Below are 19262 nucleotides of genomic sequence, written 5' to 3' on the forward strand. Positions count from 1 at the left end.
ACCGGGGTTCGATTCCCCGTGGGCGTGCCAGTTTATAAAAAAGCGCAATCTGTTTCAGATTGCGCTTTTTTGCATTTATCGGTTTTGAAATGATTTGAACCTCTCTTTTTATCTGCTCATGCAGGTTGGCGTTTGTCATAATCTACTAAAAGCATTTATTATTACGCATCTAATAATCATAATTTAAGGGAAACGTTCATGGCGTGGCGGTTTGTGTTGCCTGCTTGGGTGGTTGGGGTAGTGCTTTCGTTTGCGTTGCCGTTTGTGCCGCCATGGTGGGTTTGGTTGTCTGTAATCATTGGCGCGCTTGCGTTATGTCGAAAATTTGCTGTGGCTTGGTTGGCTCTGGCCGTCTGCATGGGCATGGCGTTTGGTGTGTGGCGGACAGGGCTGGTGTTGGCCGGGCAATGGCCTGTAGGGGAGGTGGCGGCTAAAGTTTTGATGGTTGAAGTGGCGGATATGCCGCGTGATGATGGTCGGCGCGTGCAGTTTGCGGCAAGGGCTTGGGATGAGCGTGGGCAGGCTTTTGATTTGATGTTGTCGGATTATCAGCGGCGCGATTGGATGGTGGGCAGTCGGTGGTCTGTATCGGCGCGGGTAAGGCCGGTAATCGGTGAAGTGAATGTGCGCGGTTTGAACCGTGAAACATGGGCTTTGGCCAATGGTATCGACGGCATGGGTACTTTGGGGCGCGACAGGAAACTTGTGCGGCAAGGCGGTGGTTTTGGTTTGGCTAATATGCGTGATGCGGTAAGCCGAAGTTGGCAGAGAATAGGGGACAAATATCCTGAGTTTTCAGACGGCATAGGGCTGATGCGTGCTTTGAGTATTGGTGAGCAATCGGCGTTGCGGCCGCCTTTGTGGCAGGCATTCCGGCCTTTGGGGCTGACGCACTTGGTCAGTATTTCGGGCTTGCATGTAACGATGGTGGCGGTATTGTTTGCCTGGCTGATTAAGCGAATTTTTCGTTATTCGCCGTGGATTCCGGCAAAACCGCGTGTGTGGATATTGGCTGGTGGTGTTGCCGGGGCTTTGTTTTATGCGCTTTTGGCCGGTTTTTCCGTGCCGACGCAACGCAGTGTGTTGATGTTGGCTGCGTTTGCGTGGGCATGGTGGCGCGGCAGTGGCGGCTCGGGTTGGACGGCATGGTGGCAGGCTTTGGCCGTTGTTTTGTTGTTGGACCCGTTGGCCGTATTGGGCGTGGGAACGTGGTTGTCTTTCGGTTTGGTTGCTGCTTTGATTTGGGCGTCATCAGGCCGTCTGAAAGAGTCGGGCTGGCGGTTGGCTGTACGGGGGCAATGGGCGGCAACGGTGTTGTCGGTGGTATTGCTGGCCTATTTGTTTGCTTCGTTACCTTTGCTCAGTCCGTTGGTTAATGCCCTGGCTATTCCTTGGTTTTCTTGGGTGTTGACGCCGTTGGCTTTGCTGGGTTCGGTTTTTTCTTTTGAACTTGTCCAGTTGGTAGCGGCATTTCTGGCGGAATATACTTTGCGTGGTTTGGTATGGCTGGCTACGGTATCGCCTGAATTTGCCGTCGCAGTGGCGCCTGTGCCTTTGCTGGTGTTGGCGATGATGGCGGCTTTGCTGTTATTGCTGCCTAAAGGAATGGGCTTAAAACCTTGGGCATGTCTGGTTTTATTGGGTTTTGTGTTTTACCGTCCTGCCAAGCTGGAGGAGGGAGTGGCAAGAGTTACAGTGATGGATGCAGGGCAAGGTTTGTCGGTGTTGATACAAACGCGCAACCGCAATCTTTTGTTTGATACGGGAACGGAGCAAGTGGCGCAAACAGGTATTGTGCCGAGTTTGAACGCTATGGGTGTGCGCCGTTTGGACAGCCTGATTTTGTCGCACCATGATATTGACCATGACGGCGGTTTTCAAAGTGTAGCGGCTGTCGGTACCGATAAATTGCTTGCCGGACAACCTGAGTTTTATCCGAATGCAGAGTTTTGCCAAGAAGACAAATGGCAATGGGACGGCGTAGATTTCGAGTTGCTCAGGCCGTCTGAAAATGCAGGTAAGGAAGATAATGACCAAAGCTGCGTATTGCGTGTCGTAGCAAACGGCAAAGCCTTGTTGATAACCGGCGATTTGGGCGTGAAGGGCGAGGCAGGTTTGATTGAGAAATACGGCAATGCGCTGTATAGTCAAGTGTTGGTATTGGGACATCACGGCAGCAGCACGGCTTCGTCAGGCAGCTTTTTGCATACGGTTTCGCCACAATATGCCGTGGCATCCAGCGGCTATGCCAATGCCTACAAACATCCGACCGTTGCCGTACAAAATCGTGTCCGCGCGCATGGTATTACTTTGTTGAGAACGGATTTGTCAGGAGCGTTGGTGTTTGCTTTGGGACAGGACGATATATTTCAAGGCCGTCTGAAAAAGGATAAGTTTTATTGGCAGAAGAAACCGTTTGAGTAAAAAGGATAAAAGGCTGTCTGATAGATTTTTCAGACGGCCTTAATATTTTTTATTGACGGGCATTATCCAAATTTTGTGTGAATCCAATTGTGGATAGTTTGGTTTGATATTTGATAATAAAGAATAAATTAATCGTGATGAAAAAATAGGCAATTTGAAAATAGGGTAATAATCACAAAGTTCTTAGTAATTATCAGCATGATGTTCTGTATATCAAGTGGGAGCTGAAAGCAGCACAGAGTTTGTGCGTTTCTATAATGAAGACGCTGCGCAGCTGACAGCCGCCAATATTATCGGCTGATGGTTGTTTTAAAGTTTAAGGCCGTTTGCACCTGATATTTCATGTTCAGACGGCCTTAAACTTATATAATATCCAACCCATCTGTTTAAAAAGGCAATCCCCATGAACACCATACGCACCAAAATTTGCGGTATTACCCGACCTGAAGACGCGCTGGCCGCTGCCGAATTGGGCGCGGATGCCATCGGGCTGGTGTTTTACGCCAAGAGTAAACGGGCAGTGAATATTGAGCAGGCGCAGGCGGTTGTGAAAAACCTGCCTCCGTTTGTATCGGTGGTGGCCTTGTTTGTGAATGAAAACGAGCAAACCATCCGCGAGATTTTGCGTCAGGTGCCGATAGATGTGATTCAGTTTCACGGCGATGAAGACGATGATTTTTGCCGTCGGTTTGACCGCCCGTATTTGAGGGCCGTGCGCGTACAGTCCGCTGCCGATATTCAGACGGCCTGTGCCAAATTTCCGAATGCCCGCGCCTTGTTGTTTGATGCCTATCATCCGACTGAATACGGCGGTACGGGACAAAGTTTTGACTGGACCATGTTGCACGGCAATATCGGCAAACCGTGGATACTTGCCGGCGGATTGACTGCGGAAAACGTTGCCGAAGCGGTAAAAATCAGTGGCGCGGCGGCGGTGGATGTGTCCGGCGGCGTGGAAATCTCCGGCGGGGTTAAGAGCAGGGAGAAAATGGCGGCGTTTATTCAGGCAGTAAAGGCCGTCTGAAATTTTGTTTGAATTCAAAGCAACCGGAATACAGCTATGCAAGAGCCAATCGTCGAGTCCCACCCCTTCGCAGCCTTGTTGCCGCCGCAGGCAACAGTCATGATGATGGGGACGTTTCCGCCTAAAGAAGAAAAACACGCGATGCAGTTTCATTATCCGAATTTTCAAAATGATATGTGGCGTGTGTATGGGCTGGTGTTTTTCGGCGATGCGGCTCATTTTCAAAAGCAGGGCGAAAAGGCGTTTGATGCCGATAAAATCAAAGCGTTTTTGAGTGAGAAGGGAATTGCATCCTGTCCGACCGTGTTGAAGGCAATACGCGAACATGGCAATGCTTCGGATAAGTTTTTAAAAGTGATAGAAACCGTCGATTTGGCGGCAGTCTTGGTGCAAATGCCCGAGTGTCTCCATCTTTGCACTACCGGCGGTAAGGCAACCGAAGTTTTGTTGGAGATTCAAGGCAGCGGCATGAAGATGCCGAAGACCGGCGAAACAGTGCCGTTTCCCTATGCTGGACGTGATTTGACCCTGACGCGCCTGCCTTCGACTTCGCGTGCCTATCCTTTGAGTTTGGCGAAAAAAGCGGCGGCGTATCGGGCTTTTTTTGAAATGGCTGGATTGACTGTTTTTCAGGAGTAAGGCGATGGATCGTTATGAAATCTCTTTAATGGCGTTTATGGCTTTGTGGTGGCTTTTTAATGTCGTCTCAGTGTGGCTGAAGGCCAAACAATGGCATATAAAGGTATTGCTGGGCGGAACGCTTTTGTATGTGATACAAATATCTGCAGTCATTATGTCTGTTAACGGCCTTAATTGGATATTTTTGAACATAAGCACTATAAATACCAATGAGTTGATTATTGCTTTGCTTGTGCTTAACTTTCTGGGTTGTTGGTTGCTGGCACTGTGGCTGGGGATGTTGGTATTAAAACTATGCCTGAGAAGTAAAAACGAAGAACAATATATCGCGCCTCCGTTGGGTACGGCATTAGTTGCAACATCGAGCTGTACGCTGTTATTCCTATTTTGTCTGCTGATATTATTATTCAATTAGTTGCCGACAAGATGAATGGAAAACGGCTATAATTGCTGACAATTTTACTTTCAGACGGCCTTGTACTGAATCAGGCCGTCTGAAACCATAAAACGAACAAGGAAAAATCCCATGAAAAATTATCACGCTCCCGACGAGAACGGCTTTTTCGGCGAACACGGTGGCCTGTACGTTTCCGAAACCCTGATTCCTGCTTTGCAAGAATTGGCAGAAGCCTATAAAGCAGCGAAAGAAGATCCTTCATTTTGGGAAGAGTTCCGCCATGATTTGAAACACTATGTCGGCCGTCCCAGCCCTGTTTACCATGCCGCGCGATTATCTGAGCATTTGGGCGGCGCACAAATCTGGCTGAAGCGTGAAGATTTGAACCACACCGGCGCGCACAAAGTCAACAACACCATCGGTCAGGCATTGCTCGCCCGCCGCATGGGTAAAAAACGCGTGATTGCCGAAACCGGCGCGGGTCAGCACGGCGTGGCCTCCGCCACCGTTGCCGCACGCTTCGGCATGACTTGCGATGTGTACATGGGCGCAGACGATATCCAACGTCAAATGCCCAACGTGTTCCGCATGAAATTATTGGGTGCGAACGTGGTCAGCGTCGACAGCGGCAGCCGCACTTTGAAAGACGCGATGAACGAAGCCATGCGCGAATGGGTTGCGCGCGTGGACGACACATTCTACATCATCGGCACTGCCGCAGGGCCGGCGCCGTATCCCGAAATGGTACGCGATTTCCAATGCGTGATCGGCAATGAAGCCAAAGAACAAATGTTGGAAGCCATCGGCCGCCAACCTGACGTTGCCGTTGCCTGCGTGGGCGGTGGCTCGAATGCCATCGGTTTGTTCCATCCCTATATCGAAGAAGAAAACGTGCGTTTGGTCGGCGTAGAAGCCGGCGGTTTGGGCGTGGATACACCAGATCACGCCGCACCGATTACCAGCAAAGCCCCTATCGGCGTATTGCACGGTTTCCGCAGCTATTTGATGCAGGACGAAAACGGCCAAGTCCTGGGTACGCACTCCGTTTCCGCAGGCTTGGACTACCCAGGCATCGGTCCGGAACACAGCCATTTGAACGACATCAACCGCGTGGAATACACCGTTGCCAAAGATGACGAAGCACTCGAAGCCTTTGATTTGCTCTGCCGTTTCGAGGGCATTATTCCTGCGCTGGAATCCAGCCACGCCGTAGCTTGGGCGGTGAAAAACGCGCCGAAAATGAGCAAAGACCAAGTGATTTTGGTCAACCTCTCCGGTCGCGGCGATAAAGACATTAACACCGTGGCAAAACTCAAAGGCATTGAGTTGTAAGCCTTATTGATTGAGCAGTAAAGGCCGTCTGAAAAAGCTGGGTTTCAGTCTTTCAGACGGCCTTTGTTTCCGTAATGATTCAGCGTAGTATTTTATCTGCGCAAACTCTATCAAGTATCGGCGGCTAAGGAAATTTATCCTTCCAAACTGCGCGTGTACGCTTTCTAAACCGATTATCCAAGTTATCCATTTATTATGAAACATTTGGCAATCCATCTAAAACTATTGGGCATGGCAGCGTTTTGGGGCGCATCTTGGCCGATGGGGAGGATGTTGGGACAGGCGCTGCCGCCTTTAACGGGTGGTATGCTGCGCTTTTTAACGGCGGCAATCTTGCTTTTGGGCTGGCTGTTTGCACGGTATCGGTTGCGTACTTTGGCGGTTTTGTCGCGCAAACAATGGCTTGGATTGGCACTGGCGGCGGCATTCGGGGTATTTGGTTTTACTGTGTTGTCTATGCTGGGTTTGCAGCGGATTCCTGCTTCAAGGGCGACGGTGTTGGTCACGTTCAATCCTGTGTTGACGATGTTTTTTGCGGCTTTGTTGTTTGGCGAGAAGCTCAACGGCAAGATTGTGTCGGGTATGTTGTTGGCAGTGGCAGGCTCGATATGGGCGGTCACGCATGGCGAGATTGCGGCATTTTTGTCGGGCGGCGGCATAGGGTGGGGCGAAGTGCTGGTGTTTTGCAGCCTTTGCTGTTTGGTTACTTATACGATGATAGGCAGGGCGGTGTTGCAGGGGATTGATGCGCTGACGGTCACTGTGGCCACCGCTTGGTTGGGTGCAATGATGTTGCTGCCGCCTGCGCTGATTTCAGACGGCCTGCCGTTTGGTATGCTTGCCGAAATGGACGGCAGGGGCTGGTTTGCTTTGATTGGCCTGTCTGTCGGCGCAACGGTTTTGAGCTATGCGTGGTATTTTGAAGGCGTAAAGACTTTGGGTGCCGGCAGCGCGGCGGCGTACATTACTTTGGTGCCGGTATTCGGCATTTTATGTTCCGCTTGGTTTTTGGGCGAGGCATTGCATATTTCCTTGGTTGCCGGCTGTTTGGCGGCAGTGGGCGGATTGGCGTTGATGCAGTACGGAAGACGTGCCGTCTGAAAAGGTAAAGATGTTATATAATAACGAAAATTGTCAATCTGTCTTTAAAAAGAATATGTCCGAACCGTCTTCCCTGCTCGATTTCGACCGCGCCCATCTGCTCCATCCCTATACGTCCATGACCGACCCGTTGCCTGTTTATCCGGTGCACCGTGCGGAGGGCGTGCACATCGAATTGGCGGACGGTACGCGGCTGATTGACGGGATGTCGTCTTGGTGGTGTGCGATACACGGCTATAATCATCCTGTTTTGAATCAGGCGGTTGAGGCGCAGATTAAACAGATGTCGCATGTGATGTTCGGCGGTTTGACGCACGGGCCGGCGGTGGCGTTGGGCAAATTATTGGTCGGGATTTTGCCGCAGGGTTTGGACCGTATTTTTTATGCGGATTCGGGTTCGGTTTCGGTGGAAGTCGCGCTGAAGATGGCGGTGCAATACCAGCAGGCGCGGGGTTTGACGGCGAAGCAGAATATCGCGACGGTGCGGCGCGGGTATCACGGCGATACTTGGAACGCGATGTCCGTCTGCGATCCGGAAACGGGGATGCACCATATTTTCGGCAGCGCTCTGCCGCAGCGTTATTTTGTCGATAATCCGAAAAGCCGTTTCGATGATAAATGGGACGAGGTGGATTTACAGCCTGTCCGCGCCTTGTTTGAAGCGCATCATGCGGATATCGCCGCCTTTATTTTGGAACCGGTCGTGCAGGGCGCGGGCGGCATGTATTTTTATCATCCGCAGTATCTTCGCGGGTTGCGCGATTTGTGCGACGAATTTGATATCGTGTTGATTTTTGACGAAATCGCCACCGGCTTCGGGCGCACAGGTAAGATGTTTGCCTGCGAACACGCGAATGTCGTGCCGGATATTATGTGTATCGGCAAGGGTTTGAGCGGCGGCTATATGACGCTGGCGGCGGCAGTCACTTCGCAAAAAGTTACCGAAACGATTTCGCGCGGCGAAGCGGGCGTGTTCATGCACGGACCGACATTTATGGCGAACCCGCTGGCCTGTGCCGTTGCCTGCGCTTCGGTCAAACTGCTTTTGTCCCAAGATTGGCAGGCAAATATCCGCCGCATCGAAAGTATCTTAAAAGGTCGTCTGAAAACCGCATGGGACATTCGCGGCGTGAAAGATGTGCGCATTTTGGGTGCCATCGGGGTAATTGAGCTGGAAAAAGGCGTAGATATGGTGCGTTTTCAAGCGGATTGCGTGGCGCAGGGCATTTGGGTGCGCCCCTTCGGCAGGCTGGTGTATCTCATGCCACCTTACATTATTTCAGACGACCTCTTGACCGAACTTGCCGACAAAACCGTACAAATTTTGAAGGAACACAGCAAATGAAAGGCGTTTACTTCGTCAGCGGCATTGATACGGACATCGGCAAAACCGTCGCCACCGGCGTGTTGGCAAAACAATTGTTGCAGCAGGGCAAAAGCGTAATCACGCAAAAGCCTGTGCAAACTGGTTGCCAAGACATCGCTGAAGACATCGCCGTCCACCGTAAAATCATGGACATACCCATGCAGGAAGCCGACAAGCAAGGGCTGACCATGCCCGAAATCTTCGGCTATCCCGCCTCGCCCCATCTCGCCGCCCGTCTTGACGGCAGGGCTTTGGATTTGGACAAAATCCGTACCACCACTCAAGAATTGGCGACGCAATACGAAATCGTCTTGGTCGAAGGCGCGGGCGGATTGATGGTGCCGCTGACGGAAGATTTGTTGACCATTGATTATATTAAGCAACAGGCTTATCCCGTCATCCTCGTTACCAGCGGACGGCTCGGCAGCATCAACCACACCCTGCTCAGCTTTTCCGCGCTTAAACAATACGGCATCCAGTTGCACAGCCTGATTTTCAACCATATTCACGACAGCAAAGATGAGACCGTTGCCGGCGATACCTTGGAATACCTTAAAGGCCGTCTGAAAGATGAGTTTCCCGAAGCCCAATGGCAGGAGTTGGCCAAGACAGAGGTGTCAGATGGAGCTTGATATACCGCGTGGCACGCTTTGTTCATATGTCGAAGCTTCAAGTCTTTTGTCGTCTAAGGCCGGACATCTGCTGACCGCTTCTTCGCTAACTGCCGCTCTGCGCGCATCCGGCAAGGATTTTTCAGTCGAGCCGGTGTATTTGGGTTTGACGAAGGGTGTGGAAAACGGAGACGAAATCTTTGTGCGCGATGTTTTGCTGAAACTGGACGGCGAAACAGTGATACAAGCCAGAAGTGCGTGCCGACCGGATAGCCGTCTATGGACAGAATTATTGGATTGCGGAACGCAGCCTTTGGGTGAGCGCCTGTTTGACGGTACATTGCCGTTGAAACGTTCGGATTTTGAGTTTCTTCGTTTTGAAGATTTAGACCATCCATCTTTCAGACGGCCTATTACCGCGCGCCGTTCGTATTTCGATTGGAACGGCGAAATATTGGAATTAACAGAATATTTCTTATTGAAATTAATAGATTTATACCGCTAAGGCCGTCTGAAAATAAAACCGATTACCGATGTTTGTCATAATTCTGTTATAATACAATAAATTAAATTGTTAAGATCTGTTTAATTTCAGACGGCAATACATTATAATAAGAGCTAAGGCTCTAAAAAACCGTTCCTTCCGAATCGACACATAAACAACGACACATTACATCAATGAACATAAGGCGATTTTTCCTACAATTTTTACCGCGTTACGCTGTCGGACGGATGGTGATATACGCCAAACTGATGCGTATCGACAAACCTATTGGCACACTGCTTTTGCTGTGGCCGACTTATTGGGCATTGTGGATTGCGTCTAAAGGTGTTCCCGACGCGGATATTTTTATTGCCTTTAGCGCAGGCACATTTTTGATGCGCAGCGCAGGTTGCGTGGTGAATGACTTTGCCGACCGCAATTTTGACGGTGCAGTAGAGCGCACCAAAAACCGCCCGTTTGCCAAAGGTTTGGTTTCTAAAATCGAAGCGCTGCTTTTGACCGTCATGCTGTGTCTGATGGCGGCTTTATGCTTGGTGCAGCTCAACCGCTTTACTTGGCTGATGAGCCTTCCGGCCTTGTTCCTTGCCATCACATATCCCTTTACCAAACGCTTTTTCCCGTTGCCGCAGTTTTATTTAGGACTGGCATTTTCGTTCGGCATTCCTATGGCCTTTGCCGCCGTGCAAGGCCGAGTGCCTCCCGAAGCGTGGCTGATGTTTACCGCCAATGCCTTATGGACGTTGGCTTACGACACAATTTATGCCATGGCGGACAAAGAAGACGATTTGAAAATCGGCATTAAAACTTCGGCAATCACATTTGGCCATCACGACATTACTGCCTCTATGCTTTGCCATTTTTGGTTTACGGTATTGATGGCGGTGTTGGGTATTAAAATCGGTGCAACTTGGCCGTATTGGTTGATATTGCCGATAACTGTTTATTGGCAGTATCAGCAATATGTTGTCATCCGTACGCGCAATCGCCAGTTGTGCTTCCAAACGTTTTTGGCCAACAACCGCATCGGTTTAGCGTGGTTTTGCGGATTGGTCTGCCATTATTTCTGGTTGTTTTTGGTTTCCAAACTGTTTTAAAAGACTAGGTTGAGGCCGTCTGAAAAGAAAGGGAAAAGGGGTATGCCGAACATACCCCTTTTCATTTGAATCATAGTTTGGCCAGTGATAGCATTTTTACTTTAAATTCAATATAAGCAAACAGTTGGATTATTTTTAGCTTGTTAAAAAATATCAAAAACAACATGGAAAATGTTAGCAGGGCGAGTGTAAATTACGCCTTCAGGATTGAGATTTGCACCGACAATCGGTACAATCCCATTGTTTTGCGACATTTAAAAGAGATACACATGAGCCTGATCGGCGAAATTTTACCTTTGTCCCATATCGTTTTGGATTTGGAAGTCAGCAGCAAAAAGCGCCTGTTTGAAGAGGCCGCCCAGCTGCTGGAGAATGAAGCAGAATTACCGAATACCAACGTGTTCGACTGCCTGTTTGCCCGTGAAAAGCTTGGTTCGACCGGTTTGGGGCAGGGGGTGGCGATTCCTCACGGCCGTCACGCATGCGTGAAAAAAGCCACCGGTGCGTTTATCCGCACCAAAGAGCCTGTTGCCTTTGATGCGCCCGACGGCAAACCCGTTTCCCTGATTTTCATCCTGCTTGTGCCTGAAAACGCTACCGGCGAACATTTGGAAGTCTTGTCCAAATTGGCCGGCAGATTCTCTCAAAAAGCCATCCGTGAAGCATTGATGGCCGCGACTTCTGCCGAAGAAGTACGCACACTCCTGACCGAAGAGTAATTCATGCCCAGCATATCCGTCCGCCGCCTGTTTTCCGATAATCAGCACAAACTCGAACTTGCTTGGGCTGCCGGTAATTCCGGCGCGGACAACCGTATCGGTGTCGAAGCCGATAAACCCGTCTTGGCCTTGGTCGGCCACTTAAACTTTATCCATCCCAACCAAATTCAAGTTGTCGGCGTAGCCGAAGCCGAATATTTACGCCGTCTGGAATCGGGTGAGCTCAACTATGATTTCGGCGAGCTTTTCGATATCCCCATGTCTTTGGTCATCGTCGCCAACGGCTTGCCAGTTTCGCCCAAATTACGCGATTATTGCCATACCAACAGTATCCCCTTGCTGACTTCCAAACAGGAAAGCCCGCACCTGATGGACGTTTTGCGGATTTATCTGCAACGTACATTGGCTGCTTCCACCATCAAGCACGGCGTATTTTTGGATGTATTTGAAGTGGGCGTACTCATTACCGGACAATCCGGCTTGGGTAAGAGCGAATTGGCATTGGAGCTGATTTCGCGCGGCCACAGCCTGATCGCCGATGATGCAGTCGAACTCTTCCGTACCGGCCCGGAAATGCTGGAAGGCCGTTGTCCGCCTATGCTGCGTGATTTCCTCGAAGTACGCGGTTTGGGCATACTCAATATCCGCCATATTTTTGGCGAAACCTCCATCCGTCCGAAAAAAATCCTCCAGCTGATTATTAATTTGGTTCCGGCCGACGACGGATACATGAAACAACTCGATCGATTGAGCATCCGTACCGAAACTGAATCTATCCTCAACGTCAGCGTCCGTTCCGTTACCCTGCCTGTTGCAATCGGTCGAAACTTAGCAGTATTGGTTGAAGCTGCAGTACGCAATTACATCCTTCAATTGCGCGGTAAAGACAGCACCAAAGAATTCCTCGAACGCCATCAAACACAACTCAAAGAAAACGAACAAAATCATGAAAATCGTCCTGATTAGCGGCTTATCCGGCTCAGGAAAATCCGTAGCCCTCAAACAACTCGAAGATTTAGGCTATTATTGCGTCGATAATCTGCCTTTGGAAATGTTACCTTCGCTGGTGTTGTACCATATTGAACGCGGCGAAGAAACTCAGCTCGGTGTCAGCGTTGATATCCGTTCCGGTATCAATATCCAAGAAGCGCAAGAGCAAATCCAATATTTACGTGACGAAGGACATCAGGTCGAAGTCCTTTTTGTTGAAGCAGAAGAGGGCGTTTTGGTGCGCCGCTTCTCAGAAACCCGTCGCGGACATCCTTTGTCCGGTCAAAACCTGACTTTGTTGGAAAGCCTGCAAAAAGAACGAGAGTGGCTCTTCCCGCTTAGAGACATCGCATATTGCATCGATACGTCCAAAATGAACGCACAGCAGCTGCGTTATGCCGTTCAACAATGGCTCAATATTGAACGTGTCGGCTTGCTGGTTATTCTTGAATCCTTTGGTTTCAAATACGGCGCTCCTAATAATGCCGACTTTATGTTTGATATGCGCAGCCTGCCTAATCCGTATTACGATCCGGAATTACGCCCTTTTACCGGCATGGACAAACCTATTCAAGATTATTTGGGCCAGCAGCCGTTGGTTCAAGAAATGGTTGATGACATCGACCATTTTATTAGCCGCTGGCTGCCGCGCCTGCAACAAGAGAGCCGAAGTTATGTAACGATTGCCATCGGTTGTACCGGCGGGCAACACCGCTCCGTTTATGTTGTGGAAAAACTGGCCGAGCGCCTCAAAGGCCGTTACGAACTCCTTGTCCGCCACCGTCAGGCACAAAGCTTGGCAGGACGCTAACTTGCCGTTTCAGACGGCCTCAAAGGAAGAAACCATGAAAAAAATCAGTCTGACCGCATTATCCCTGCTTATCTTGACCGCTTGTGCAACAGAGCCTGTTACTGCTTACCGTTGGCACCGTACCGGTGCAAGCGAAGCCGAAGTTTCCCGCCAAATCAATACCTGCAAATCACAAGTTCAAAATGGAACCAAACGTGGCAATACATCCAAAACGTTTGAGCAATGTATGGATGAAGCAGGTTATTACAGCTACGAGCATGGCAATCTCTAAATCCTGATTAACCGATTATCCAAATACCGAGGCCGTCTGAAAAACAATGATTTTTCAGACGGCCTCAGATACGAATAGAAAGAATAAAAAGACATGGCTATCCAATGGTTTCCCGGCCACATGAACAAGGCAAAAAAAGCCATTGCCGAACGCATTAAAAGCGTTGATATGGTGATTGAGATGCTGGACGCGCGTATGCCTGCTTCCAGCGAAAACCCCTTGCTTGCCCAGTTGTCCAAAGGCAAGCCAAAACTCAAAATCTTAAACAAGCAAGACCTTGCCGATCCCGAGCGCACCAAAGTTTGGCTCGAACACTACAACAGCCGTCAAGATACCCGCGCCATTGCGCTTGATTCTTCCGAAACCGGCGCGCACGGCAAAATTACCCAAGCCTGCCGCGCTATGATTCCGCATCGCCAAGGTATTGAGAAGCCGCTGCGTGTCCTGATTTGCGGCATTCCCAACGTCGGTAAATCTACCTTGATTAACGGTATGATCGGCAAAAAATCTGCCAAAACCGGTAATGAACCCGGTATTACCAAAGCCGAACAGCGCCTTTTCCTTGCCGACGATTTCTGGCTTTATGATACCCCCGGTATGTTGTGGCCAAAAATTATCGTCGAAGAAGGCGGCTATAACCTTGCAGCCGGCGGTGCAGTCGGACGCAACGCGCTGGACGAAGAAGAAGTGGCGCTTGAGCTTTTGGATTCCCTCCGCCGCCATTATCTGGCCCTGTTGCAAGAGCGTTATCAAGCCGACAAAGATCCAAGTAGCCATTGGGACGATACTTCTTGGCTGGAGTGGATTGCCAAAAAACGCGGTGCGGTTTTGAGTGGTGGACGGATCAACTACCAAAAAGCCGCTGAAAATATCCTGACTGATTTCCGTGAAGGAAAAATCGGCAGAATCACGCTGGAAACGCCAAACCAATGGGAAACTTGGCTGAAAAAAGCCAGACAGAAAGAGGCCGAACTCAAAGCCATTCGCGAAGCCAGAAAGGCGGAAAGAAAAGGGCAGCAGCCTTCAGCCGATTAATCTAAAAGGCCGTCTGAAATCTATTTTCAGACGGCCTTTTGTTGGGATAGACAATTACAGGGCAGTACGGCTGAAGCTGTCCAGAGCTTTATCGGTTTGGATTTGGTTGAATTGCATGATGGTTTTGTCGCCTTGCTTTTCGTCCAATTCGATTTTTCTTACCAGCGTATCGCCGTTGATTTCGATACGGTTGAAGATTTGGCGGGTAATGGTGGTTTTCGGAGTCAGGGTCAACGTCCATTTTTTCTCGTTGCCGTTTAATTTCAAATCAAATTGTTTTTCCAAACCTTGAGTATTGCCGCCCAAAAGGTCGAGGAAGAGTTTGATTTGGCGGCTTTGGCCGTTGAGCTTGCTGGCATTTGGGTTGACCCATTGGCTGCCGTTCCATTGCATGATGCCGTCTGAACGCACGCGTAGGGTGGTTTCAAATGGTTTTTGCATTTTCCAGAGCAGGCCTTTTTGTGGGACAAGGGTAAAGCTGCCGCTGGTGGTCATGGGTTTGCTGAGGGATTTGAGTTGGCGTTGTTGGACAAAATTGCCTTGCACGTTTTGCGGTTTTTGCAGGGTTTGTGCCAATTCGGCAGGGGAAAATGCCCACAAAGCCGGAGCGCTGATGAGGAGAGTAAGAGAAAGAATGGTTTTTTTCATTGTGCTTCCATAAGATTTGAGGCCGTCTGAAAGTTCAGACGGCCTTTTGTTACTTTAATTATAAGGCTGACAAGGCCTGATTAAAGGTTGCGCTTGGACGCATCGCTTGTGCGGCTTTTTCAGGATTGGCTGCGTAGTAGCCGCCGATGTCGACCGCTTTGCCTTGTACGGCAGAGAGTTCTTCAACGATTTTGGCTTCATCGGCAGTCAAAGCGGCTGCCAATGGAGCAAATGCGGCTTTCAGTTCGGCATCTTTGTCTTGCGCCGCCAATTCTTGCGCCCAGTAGAGGGTGAGGTAGAAATGGCTGCCGCGGTTGTCGAGTTCGCCCGCTTTGCGTTTAGGCGATTTGTCGTTCAACAGCAGTTTTTCGGTGGCTGCATCCAAAGTGTCGGCGAGGACTTGGGCTTTGGCGTTGCCGGTTTTTTGCGCCAAATGTTCAAACGATACGGCGAGTGCGAGGAATTCGCCCAAAGAGTCCCAACGTAAGTGGTTTTCTTCGAGGAATTGTTGAACATGTTTCGGTGCAGAACCGCCCGCGCCGGTTTCAAACATACCGCCGCCATTCATCAATGGAACGATAGACAGCATTTTCGCGCTGGTACCCAGTTCCAAAATTGGGAACAAGTCGGTCAGGTAGTCGCGCAGGACGTTACCGGTTACGGAGATGGTGTCTTCGCCGTTTTTCAGACGGCCCAAGCTGAATTTAGCGGCTTCTTCAGGAGCGAGGACGCGGATGTCGAGGCCGTCGGTATCCAGTTCGGCAAGGTAGGCTTTAACCTTGGCGAGCAGGCTCTTGTCGTGCGGGCGGTTTTCGTCGAGCCAGAACACGGCTGGTGTATTGCTCAGACGGGCGCGGTTAACAGCGAGCTGTACCCAGTCTTTAACCGGAGCGTCTTTGGTTTGGCACATACGCCAGATGTCACCGGCTTCAACGTCGTGTTGCATCAGGACATTACCTGCTGCATCAATGACTTGAACTTGGCCGTCGGCTTCGATTTCGAAAGTTTTGTTGTGCGAACCGTATTCTTCGGCTGCTTGCGCCATCAGGCCGACGTTAGGAACGGTACCCATGGTTGTCGGATCGAATGCGCCGTGTTCGCGGCAGAAGTCGATGGTTGCTTGGTAAACGCCGGCGTAGCTGCTGTCCGGAATCACGGCTTTGGTGTCTTGCGCTTTGCCGTCTTTATCCCACATGCGGCCGGAGTTACGAATCATTGCAGGCATAGAAGCATCGACGATGACATCACTAGGAACGTGCAGGTTGGTAATGCCTTTGTCGGAATCAACCATGGCCAAATCAGGGTTGGCAGCGTAAACGGCAGCGATTTCAGCTTCAACGGCGGCGCGGGTGTCCGCATCCAGTTTGTCCAGATTAGCAAGCAGGTTGCCGAAGCCGTTGTTGACGTTGACGCCTGCGGCAGCCAATTTGTCACCGAATTTTTCAAAGACAGGCGCGAAGAACACTTTGACGGCGTGTCCGAAGATAATCGGGTCGGACACTTTCATCATGGTGGCTTTCATGTGCAGTGAGAACAATACGCCTTTTGCCTTCGCGTCTTTCACTTGTTCGGCAAGAAAGGCGAGCAGGGCTTTTTTGCTCATCACGGTCGCGTCGATGATTTCGCCGGCTTTCAGGGCAACAGGCTCGCGCAGCTCTTTTTTGTTGCCTTGTTTGTCGGTGAACACGATGGATACGGAAGTCGCTTCAGGTACGGTAACAGATTGTTCATTATGAAAAAAGTCGCCGCTTTGCATGGTGGCAACGTGGGTTTTGGAGTCTTTGGTCCATGCGCCCATGCTGTGCGGATGTTTTTTCGCAAAGTTTTTCACTGCTTTAGGCGCGCGACGGTCAGAGTTGCCTTCACGCAGGACAGGGTTTACCGCGCTGCCTTTGATGCGGTCGTAGCGTTCGCGTACGGCTTTTTCTTCATCGGTTTGAGGGTCAGCAGGATAGTCGGGAACGGCAAAGCCTTTAGACTGCAATTCTTTAATCGCGGCCGTCAGTTGCGGTACGGATGCGCTGATGTTCGGCAGTTTGATCACGTTTGCATCGGGTTGTTTCACCAGTTCGCCCAATTCGGCAAGCGCATCAGGTACGCGTTGCGCTTCGGTCAGGTATTCTGGAAACGCCGCTAAAATACGGCCGGAGAGAGAGATGTCGCTGGTTTTGACATCAATATCGGCGTGGCGGGTAAACGCCTGCACGATTGGCAATAGGGATTGAGTGGCCAATGCAGGAGCTTCGTCGGTGTAGGTATAGATAATGGTGGATTTAGTCATGGGATTATTCTCTATGTAGGTTAAGTTTTTCTTTTCGGGCACATCGCGAGAAGAAACGTGCTAAGCCTATTATGGCATATTTCGGCGGATTTGGTTGTTGTTTTGATGTTATTGTTTTTTAAGTTGCGGAAAAGAAAAAGGCCGTCTGAAAAGACAGCCTAAATATAAGGACTTATCCGATAATCAAAACAGCATTGCTGCCGCCGAAGGCAAATGACGAGCTGGCGGCAATGCGTTTTTCAGACGGCCAGCGGCTGTTTTCGTCGGTCAAAGCGATGTTGGGCAGCTCGGAATCGGGTACGTTGTCCCATTGTTGCGGCGGCAGTTTGCCTTCCGGATTGTATTGGCGGTTGGCCATCAACCAAGCAAACGCGGCTTCAATCGCACCGGCTGCGCCCAAGGTATGGCCGGTGGATGGCTTGGTTGACGTGCAAAGGGTGTGGCTGCCAAATACTTCGGCAACGGCTCGGCTTTCCATGCTGTCGTTGTGCTGCGTGCCGGTGCCGTGCAGATTGATCCAGCCGATGTCTTCCGCTTTCAAACCGGCTTTATCCAAAGCGGCCTGAAAAGATTGGGCTGCACCCAAACCATCGGGGCGGGGCGAAGACATATGGTAGGCATCGCTGCTTGCGCCGTAGCCCAGCAACTGCATTTCGCCGTCAAAATCAGCATCGCGCGTCATTACGAAAAATGCGGCCGCTTCGCCGATATTGATGCCGTTGCGATTGGTAGAAAAAGGCTTGGCGATGCCGTCTGAAAGCACTTCCAAAGAGGCAAAACCATTAATCGTCAGCGGAGAGAGCGTATCCGCGCCACCACAAATCACGGCATCACACAATCCGGCACGAAGCAATCGGGCTGCGCTGATGAGGGCACGTGCGCCGGAAGTGCAGGCGGTGGAGACGGTATAGCGTAAGCCGTCCAAACCGTAAACTTGGGCGATAAATTCGGAGGGAGAAGCCATGGTGTGTTGCAGCTGTTTGAATGGAACATCCTTCCACTCACCACCTTGGACAACGTGTTGGAACAAGGGGATATTTTCGTCTGCGCCACTGGTGGACGTACCGGTAACGACAGCAATCCTTTCTTTGCCGTAACGGGCAATGGCCGTCTGAATCAGTCCGTCTATTTGCGAAAGCGCGTGCAGGATAAGTTGGTTGTTGCGGCTGCGATGCGCTTCGGGAATGTTATCGGGCAGAGGCATCAGGGTTTCTTTGACTGCACCGAAAGCATGTGTTTTGCCTTTTACCCATTGGTCTGAAAAAGTCAGAGGCGTGTTTTCAGACGGCGTGAGTAAGGCATCGGCATGAACTTGCAAGCCGCTACCCAATGCGCTGGTCAGTGCCGGACGGCTGAGATAAACAGGAGTATTCATGAATTAGTCTTCTGCAATCGGGCTGACCGTCCAGAAAGTTTGGTCGGGGAAGCCGATAAGGAATTGTTCGGAATGGTGGGCGACACACCACAAATCACGCTCGCGGTAGCTGAACACCGCGCCTTTGCCGTCAGGGCAGAAGCTTTGATGGGTGGCGTTTTGTTGGCGGGCTTCAGGGTAAAGCGTGGCGGCGTGTTCGGCGGCCAAAAGCGGCAACAAGGCGGCAAACAGTCGGCGCGAACTGGCATTTGGCATCACAAAGCCGTCGTTTTTCCAGCCTTTGGTACTGACCGATTGACGCGATACCGGCGCCCCCAGTGCATCGGTTTGGACAAAGCGAATGCCGTCTGAATGAGGTTCGACTGCCAAGAGATTGGTTTGAACGGTTTGCCCCGCCGCATTAGTCTGCTCAAGTTTGAACCATTGGCCTTCTTTGGAAAGCGGCGGCAGCGTTTGCGGATGGGGGAGCGAGGTCGCGCATGCTGAAAGCAGCAGTGCGGCAAGCAAAGGGATAAATCGCATAAGGTTTTATCTATCGGTCAAAATATTTAATGGTGTGGATGAAGTTTCAGACGGCCTGTTCCGTTTTCAGTCTAGGCCGTCTGAAAGGCATTCGTCCTTTATTCTACCTTCAAATCG

Annotated in this window: 19 protein-coding genes; 15 read left to right on the forward strand and 4 right to left on the reverse strand. The window is 50.6% G+C overall.

Annotation, left to right across the window (positions count from 1 at the left end):
- Positions 1–198: 198 nt before the first annotated feature.
- From HMPREF2865_RS08640 to ylqF, 15 genes are all read left to right on the forward strand, one after another.
- The gene (locus HMPREF2865_RS08640; RefSeq protein WP_070646749.1) at positions 199–2424 is read left to right on the forward strand and encodes a DNA internalization-related competence protein ComEC/Rec2; all 2226 of its coding nucleotides are present in this window, start codon (positions 199–201) and stop codon (positions 2422–2424) included.
- A 403-nt stretch (positions 2425–2827) separates the two neighbouring features.
- Positions 2828–3448: a phosphoribosylanthranilate isomerase gene (locus tag HMPREF2865_RS08645; protein WP_070646750.1), complete on the forward strand. Its 621-nt coding sequence runs from the start codon at positions 2828–2830 to the stop codon at positions 3446–3448.
- A gap of 36 nt (positions 3449–3484) precedes the next feature.
- Positions 3485–4087 carry a DNA glycosylase gene (locus HMPREF2865_RS08650; protein WP_070646751.1) on the forward strand — a complete coding sequence of 201 codons (603 nt, stop codon included), beginning with the start codon at positions 3485–3487 and terminating at the stop codon, positions 4085–4087.
- A 4-nt stretch (positions 4088–4091) separates the two neighbouring features.
- Positions 4092–4502 carry a hypothetical protein gene (locus HMPREF2865_RS08655; RefSeq protein WP_070646752.1) on the forward strand — a complete coding sequence of 137 codons (411 nt, stop codon included), beginning with the start codon at positions 4092–4094 and terminating at the stop codon, positions 4500–4502.
- A 111-nt stretch (positions 4503–4613) separates the two neighbouring features.
- Positions 4614–5816 carry a tryptophan synthase subunit beta gene (trpB, locus tag HMPREF2865_RS08660; RefSeq protein WP_049322854.1) on the forward strand — a complete coding sequence of 401 codons (1203 nt, stop codon included), beginning with the start codon at positions 4614–4616 and terminating at the stop codon, positions 5814–5816.
- Between the two features lie 195 nt (positions 5817–6011).
- On the forward strand, positions 6012–6917 hold the full coding sequence (locus HMPREF2865_RS08665; RefSeq protein WP_049336442.1) for a DMT family transporter: 906 nt from the start codon (positions 6012–6014) through the stop codon (positions 6915–6917).
- A gap of 55 nt (positions 6918–6972) precedes the next feature.
- Complete coding sequence (bioA, locus tag HMPREF2865_RS08670) at positions 6973–8262, forward strand: adenosylmethionine--8-amino-7-oxononanoate transaminase (protein ID WP_070646753.1); 1290 nt, start codon at positions 6973–6975, stop codon at positions 8260–8262.
- A complete protein-coding gene (gene bioD / locus HMPREF2865_RS08675; protein ID WP_070646754.1) occupies positions 8259–8915 on the forward strand; it encodes a dethiobiotin synthase in 657 nt (218 codons plus the stop codon). Before bioA ends, bioD begins: the two co-directional genes overlap by 4 nt.
- A complete protein-coding gene (locus HMPREF2865_RS08680; protein WP_070646755.1) occupies positions 8905–9399 on the forward strand; it encodes a chorismate--pyruvate lyase family protein in 495 nt (164 codons plus the stop codon). The genes bioD and HMPREF2865_RS08680 overlap by 11 nt, the downstream gene beginning before the upstream one ends.
- 173 nt (positions 9400–9572) lie before the next feature.
- Positions 9573–10493 (forward strand): 4-hydroxybenzoate octaprenyltransferase, encoded by a 921-nt coding sequence (ubiA, locus tag HMPREF2865_RS08685; protein ID WP_070584055.1) that lies wholly within the window; start codon positions 9573–9575, stop codon positions 10491–10493.
- A gap of 269 nt (positions 10494–10762) precedes the next feature.
- Complete coding sequence (gene ptsN / locus HMPREF2865_RS08690; protein ID WP_039862228.1) at positions 10763–11212, forward strand: PTS IIA-like nitrogen regulatory protein PtsN; 450 nt, start codon at positions 10763–10765, stop codon at positions 11210–11212.
- Positions 11213–11215: 3 nt separating this feature from the next.
- The gene (gene hprK / locus HMPREF2865_RS08695; RefSeq protein ID WP_070646756.1) at positions 11216–12178 is read left to right on the forward strand and encodes an HPr(Ser) kinase/phosphatase; all 963 of its coding nucleotides are present in this window, start codon (positions 11216–11218) and stop codon (positions 12176–12178) included.
- Positions 12159–13013, forward strand: coding sequence for an RNase adapter RapZ (rapZ, locus tag HMPREF2865_RS08700; RefSeq protein ID WP_070646757.1), 855 nt, complete (start codon positions 12159–12161; stop codon positions 13011–13013). Before hprK ends, rapZ begins: the two co-directional genes overlap by 20 nt.
- A gap of 34 nt (positions 13014–13047) precedes the next feature.
- Entirely contained in the window at positions 13048–13284 is a 237-nt protein-coding gene (locus tag HMPREF2865_RS08705) for a lipoprotein (protein ID WP_003684875.1), read from the forward strand.
- 93 nt (positions 13285–13377) lie between these two features.
- Positions 13378–14319: a ribosome biogenesis GTPase YlqF gene (gene ylqF / locus HMPREF2865_RS08710; RefSeq protein ID WP_070646758.1), complete on the forward strand. Its 942-nt coding sequence runs from the start codon at positions 13378–13380 to the stop codon at positions 14317–14319.
- 54 nt (positions 14320–14373) lie between these two features.
- Here the strand turns inward: ylqF and HMPREF2865_RS08715 are convergent, their stop codons facing one another.
- The 4 genes from HMPREF2865_RS08715 to HMPREF2865_RS08730 form a co-directional block, all read right to left on the reverse strand.
- Positions 14374–14967 (reverse strand): LolA family protein, encoded by a 594-nt coding sequence (locus HMPREF2865_RS08715; RefSeq protein WP_070646759.1) that lies wholly within the window; start codon positions 14965–14967, stop codon positions 14374–14376.
- A 58-nt stretch (positions 14968–15025) separates the two neighbouring features.
- Positions 15026–17248 (reverse strand): NADP-dependent isocitrate dehydrogenase, encoded by a 2223-nt coding sequence (locus HMPREF2865_RS08720; protein ID WP_070646760.1) that lies wholly within the window; start codon positions 17246–17248, stop codon positions 15026–15028.
- Positions 17249–17420: 172 nt separating this feature from the next.
- Positions 17421–18623 (reverse strand): beta-ketoacyl-ACP synthase, encoded by a 1203-nt coding sequence (locus HMPREF2865_RS08725; RefSeq protein WP_070646761.1) that lies wholly within the window; start codon positions 18621–18623, stop codon positions 17421–17423.
- A 3-nt stretch (positions 18624–18626) separates the two neighbouring features.
- The gene (locus tag HMPREF2865_RS08730) at positions 18627–19145 is read right to left on the reverse strand and encodes a hypothetical protein (RefSeq protein ID WP_070646762.1); all 519 of its coding nucleotides are present in this window, start codon (positions 19143–19145) and stop codon (positions 18627–18629) included.
- Between the last annotated feature and the right edge of the window lie 117 nt (positions 19146–19262).

The sequence above is a fragment of the Neisseria sp. HMSC073G10 genome, from assembly GCF_001812605.1.
Classification (GTDB): Bacteria; Pseudomonadota; Gammaproteobacteria; order Burkholderiales; family Neisseriaceae; genus Neisseria; species Neisseria subflava_A.